The following is a 236-nucleotide window of genomic DNA, read 5'->3' as shown; positions in this document are numbered from 1 at the left end:
AACATTCTGGTCGCCCGCCCAACGAGGTGTACCGCGATTTACGCGCGGGAGCGGCCTCAGGTTGGGATTACTCTTCCCGTTGGCTGCGTGATACTGGTCGTCTGGCGAGCATTCGTACCACCCAGTTCATCCCCATCGATCTGAATGCCTTCCTGTTTAAACTGGAGAGCGCCATCGCCAACATCTCGGCGCTGAAAGGCGAGAAAGAGACAGAAGCGCTGTTCCGCCAGAAGGCC

Annotated in this window: 1 protein-coding gene; it reads left to right on the top strand. The window is 58.1% G+C overall.

The genetic code is table 11. The annotated features are described in order from the left end of the window. Positions 1–236, top strand: a 236-nt coding sequence (locus R2R70_RS23150) for a trehalase family glycosidase (protein WP_410979366.1), incomplete at both ends; no start/stop codon positions are given.

The sequence above is a fragment of the Cobetia sp. SIMBA_158 genome (assembly GCF_046566945.1).
In the GTDB taxonomy this organism is placed as follows: Bacteria; Pseudomonadota; Gammaproteobacteria; order Pseudomonadales; family Halomonadaceae; genus Cobetia; species Cobetia amphilecti.
The sequence above is the reverse complement of the archived record's forward strand: the minus strand, read 5'-3'. Positions and strand labels throughout refer to the sequence as shown.